The sequence below is a fragment of the Mesorhizobium sp. M7A.F.Ca.CA.001.10.2.1 genome (assembly GCF_003998575.1).
Lineage (GTDB): Bacteria > Pseudomonadota > Alphaproteobacteria > Rhizobiales > Rhizobiaceae > Mesorhizobium.
Genome location: NZ_RZQY01000528.1, coordinates 1 through 4,272 on the forward strand (window position 1 = coordinate 1; position 4,272 = coordinate 4,272).

A 4,272-nucleotide genomic window follows, 5' to 3' on the forward strand; every position below is an offset into this window, starting at 1 on the left:
GGATCGCCTTGCACGATGTAGAAGTTGGAAGCGGGCAATCCACCGCGAAGAATTTCGTCCAAGCCGGCAATGCCGGAACTTACAACGGGCTGCTTCTTTCGCTCGGTCATTCCGCCCTCGTCTCCAAACAGGAATCGTAAGCCGCCATAATCATAGGTTCGAAGTAGAACCTGGGTAGACCGACCGGCGGCCCGACCCCAGTATCTGGAATTCCAGTTTCTGTAATGGCCGCGCCGCCGTCAGGCAAGTAGCTCGTTGCAGGCCACGGCAATCACGGCCTGTGCCACATAAGGACGCACGCCTTCCCCTCGTCTGTGGAACCATCCGAGACGCCAGCAGTTTCATGAAGTTGACAGATGAACGGATGGGGTATGATTCAAGGGACCGTCGATAAAGCCGATGAGGATCGCTACCGCGTTCTCGTCGAGGCCGTTACCGATTATGCGATCTATATGTTGAACCGTTCGGGAACCGTGACGAGTTGGAACGCGGGGGCAGAGCGGTTCAAAGGCTATTCCGCGAGCGAGATCATCGGTCAGCATTTCTCGTGCTTCTACACGCAGGAAGATCGCGAAGCTGGTCTTCCATCGCGGACTCTGGAGACAGCAGCCCGCAATGGCAAATTTGAAACCGAGGGCTGGAGAGTGCGTCGCGACGGGAGCCGTTTCTGGGCTCATGTTGTGGTTGATCCTATATTCGATCCAAGCGGCAAATTAACCGGCTTCGCAAAAGTCACCCGTGATCTTACCGAGCGCAAGAAAGCGGAGGATGAAATCCGGAGAGGTCAGGAGCAGTTCCAGCGCCTGGTTCAGGGCGTGACGGACTACGCGATCTATATGCTTGATCCTGAAGGCGTAATCACGAGCTGGAACTCGGGTGCAGAACGCATCAAAGGTTACTCGGCCGACGAAATAGTCGGCAAGCACTTCTCGCAGTTCTACACGCCCGAGGATCGCGAGCGAGGCACTCCGCAAAGCGCCTTGGAAATCGCTGCTCGCGAGGGGCGAGTTGAGCGCGAGGGCTGGCGGATACGCAAAGACGGTACTGCGTTCTGGTCCCATGTGGTCATCGACGCCATTCGGCACGAGGATGGCGAACTCCTGGGTTTCGCGAAGGTTACGCGGGACATAACGGAACGGAAGAAGGCGCAGGAGTCATTGGATCAGGCACGCGAAGCCCTTTTCCAGTCACAAAAAATGGATGCGATCGGTAAGCTGACGGGCGGTGTCGCTCACGACTTCAACAATCTGCTGATGGCGGTTCTGGGTAGTCTTGAGCTGCTGCGCAAACGGCTACCTGACGATCCACAATTGCTGCGTCTTCTGGATAATGCCGTGCTCGGGGCGCGACGGGGAGCGTCGTTGACGCAGCGCATGCTGGCTTTCGCGCGGCGGCAGCAACTCGATCCGAAGCCTGTCGATTTGATTGAGCTCATACATGGAATGAAGGAGCTCTTGGAGCGATCGCTGGGCTCAAGAGCGACTATCGAGACCAAATTTCCGCTCTCGCTCGATCATGTGATGGTGGATGAAAGTCAAATCGAACTCGCATTGCTCAATCTGTGCGTCAATGCCAGGGATGCGATGCCTGACGGCGGAACGATCGTCATCTCCACTCGGATGGAACAGGTCGGCGAAAGCAAAGAGGCAGGCTTGGCCCCAGGCCCATACGTCTGCCTCTCGGTAGCAGACGCTGGCGAAGGAATGGACGAAGAAACACTAGCTCGGGCGACAGAACCGTTCTTCACCACAAAAGGCGTTGGCAAAGGCACGGGTCTCGGTCTGTCTATGGTACATGGGATGACAGAACAAATGGGCGGGCGCCTGACGCTTAGGAGCCGCAAGGGAGCAGGGACGACGGCGGAACTGTGGCTGCCGGTCGCCACCGCGAGCTCGGAAGTCGCGCGCGGGCCGGATGTTCTTGCCGAGGAAGCCATTGAGACGGCGTCGCTGCGGATCCTGGCAGTGGATGACGATGCCCTGGTCCTTTTGAATACCGCGGCAATGCTCGAGGATCTCGGCCATACTGTCGCGGAGGCGCATTCTGCGGCGGCAGCCCTCAGGCTTTTGGAGGAGCACCCGTTCGACCTCGTTATAACGGATCATGCTATGCCGAAAATGACGGGCCTGCAGCTATCGAATACGATCAAAGTCCAGTGGCCGCACGTACCCGTCATTATAGCAACGGGCTACGCCGAACTCCCGGGGACTCGCGACATCAAGATTCTCAGCAAGCCGTTTACAGAAGAAGAATTGGCGAACGCAATAGCAACCGCTAATGTTGCGTAGGGTGGCCTGAGAGACAACCCCTTTGAGTTCCTTGATGCGTCAAGCTCGGATAAAACCCTCCAATATTTTTCTCTGTGCCGAGAGTACTTGCGAAGCGGCAACCTGCTCAGCGGTCAGAAGGGAGGTTTCTATGGAAAGTGTACGTTCAAGCAGCCGATTCGTGAGAGAGGACGGCTTCGTTCTTCGAAAGATCGCTCTGGTCTCCTGCCCTACCAGCCTATGCCGCACTTAGCTCCCGGATCTAACTGTTTGCAAGGATTGGGAACCCGCGAGGCGTTGTTCTCGCAGTCCGCGCAGTCAAGCAGGAGTGCGGACAGGCCTACCCAGCCGCGAAACAGAAAAGCCCCGGCGCTGGATCTGCACCGAGGCTAAGGGCATGTACGAGCTACCTAGCATGTCCGAGTTTCAACCTCCGCTAATATTGTAAATGAATGGTGAACTGTGCGCACCGACTTCACCCGGTTGTGTTTGGCGTCCCTGTGGTTCGCGAAGGGCCGAATATGCTCCACCAGTAAGCTGGAATTTGCTGGCGAGATCGCCGACCTCGTATTCCTCGTCGCCCGAAACGCGGTCTCGATCACGAAAATCACGCCTGCTTTTGTCATCTGGCATGGTTGTCCTCCTGAGCGGAGCAGCGCAAGTGGCGCCGGTTCCACGTAAGGGTGGCCAGCGCTTGTCGCAGAGTTGGCCCTGCGCCGGCTTGGTTCTGCCCGCACGGGATCCTTTGTGGAGGCTATTGATCTTGTGTGGCCTCGATCAGACGCCGAATCCTGCCCGACCGCTCGATGTTTTGGGCCACCATCTTTTCCGAGCGCTCAATCGCGAGCTCGGCCCGTTCGAGGCGCTGCTTGGCACTGGCGACTTCGGCCGCCATCGCGATTCCCCGGCCTTTCGTGATGTTTGTCATGGGATTGAAACACCGGGAGGGCGGAATCGTTCCTTGAGCCGGCCAAGCGGCGCTCCAGCGATTTCAGCCGCTGGATCAAGATAACGCTCCTCAAGGTGCTCCGGAGCTGCCCAAGCGTCTGGTGCGTTCCTTTGCAACTATTTTAGCCTCTTCTAATTTAAAGTCGGTCAGTCCGAGTTAGCGTATGTTGAAGTTCATCCGGCCGATGTTCCCCACGCTTGTCGAGGTGCCGCCGACAGGGGACAACTGGATTCACGAAATCAAATATGACGGCTATCGTACCCAGGTGATTGTTGAGGACGGCAAGGCCAGAGCGATCACGCGAAGGGGCTACGACTGGTCATCGACGTACAAGACGATTGTCGAGGCGGCGGCAACCATTCCGAAGTCGGCAATCATCGACAGCGAGGCAATCGTCCTTAACGAGAAAGGCGTGTCGGATTTCCATTCGCTGCGGTCGGCGATGCGATGGGCGCCGGATCGGATCATCTTCGTTGCCTTCGATCTGCTGCACCATGACGGCATCGACCTGCGCCCCGAACCATTGCTGGCACGCCGGGAAAAGCTGCTCGAACTCGTCAGGCCTGCCAAGGGCGTGATCCAGTACAGCCACCATGTGCATGGCGGCGGGGATGACTTCTACGCCGCGGTTGACCGCATGGGCCTAGAGGGCATGGTGTCGAAGCGGCCTGACAGCGTCTATCGGTCAGGCGACACCGAAGCGTGGCTGAAAACGAAATGCTATGAGGAAGTCGACTTTGAAGTTGCAGGCGTGCAGCGAACGCCCAGTTCGGCTCCACTCGCCTTGATGGCAACCCGCGATGCGGAACGCCGCTACGTCGGCTCGGCAAACATCGCCCTGACCAAAGCCATGCGCGAACGCCTCTATGCCAAGGTGCAAGAGGGGAAAGGCGCGCCACCGAGGGGCGCCGACAAGCCCGATGCCGAATGGATCAAACCTGGCCTTGTCGGACGCGTGAAGACCCTCAAGCGCGAAAATAAACTACGCCACGCCACGCTGCGGGCGATCCGGGAGGCAAAGGCATGACGCATCGCCCACGATGCACATCTCGGGAT

The 4,272-nt window shown here is 58.0% G+C and carries 4 protein-coding genes; 2 read left to right on the forward strand and 2 right to left on the reverse strand.

What is annotated here, in order from left to right; all coding sequences use genetic code 11:
• Positions 1-356 precede the first annotated feature (356 nt).
• Entirely contained in the window at positions 357-2,288 is a 1,932-nt protein-coding gene (locus EN964_RS26485; RefSeq protein ID WP_127268870.1) for a PAS domain-containing sensor histidine kinase, read from the forward strand.
• A gap of 405 nt (positions 2,289-2,693) precedes the next feature.
• Here the strand turns inward: EN964_RS26485 and EN964_RS26490 are convergent, their stop codons facing one another.
• Positions 2,694-2,900, reverse strand: a complete 207-nt coding sequence (locus tag EN964_RS26490; protein WP_127268872.1) for a DUF3606 domain-containing protein — start codon at positions 2,898-2,900, stop codon at positions 2,694-2,696.
• Positions 2,901-3,021: 121 nt separating this feature from the next.
• The gene (locus EN964_RS37855) at positions 3,022-3,195 is read right to left on the reverse strand and encodes a hypothetical protein (RefSeq protein ID WP_164748842.1); all 174 of its coding nucleotides are present in this window, start codon (positions 3,193-3,195) and stop codon (positions 3,022-3,024) included.
• 184 nt (positions 3,196-3,379) lie between these two features.
• Here EN964_RS37855 and EN964_RS26495 point away from each other — a divergent pair, with 184 nt between their 5' ends.
• Positions 3,380-4,243 (forward strand): ATP-dependent DNA ligase, encoded by an 864-nt coding sequence (locus EN964_RS26495; protein ID WP_127268874.1) that lies wholly within the window; start codon positions 3,380-3,382, stop codon positions 4,241-4,243.
• The last annotated feature ends 29 nt before the right edge of the window (positions 4,244-4,272 follow it).

Excerpts from the sequence above, each read along its gene's own strand:
- EN964_RS26485 (WP_127268870.1), top strand. The coding sequence starts at position 357 with ATGAACGGATGGGGTATGATTCAAGGGACCGTCGATAAAGCCGATGAG.
- EN964_RS26490 (WP_127268872.1), bottom strand. The coding sequence starts at position 2,900 with ATGCCAGATGACAAAAGCAGGCGTGATTTTCGTGATCGAGACCGCGTT.
- EN964_RS37855 (WP_164748842.1), bottom strand. The coding sequence starts at position 3,195 with ATGACAAACATCACGAAAGGCCGGGGAATCGCGATGGCGGCCGAAGTC.
- EN964_RS26495 (WP_127268874.1), top strand. The coding sequence starts at position 3,380 with ATGTTGAAGTTCATCCGGCCGATGTTCCCCACGCTTGTCGAGGTGCCG.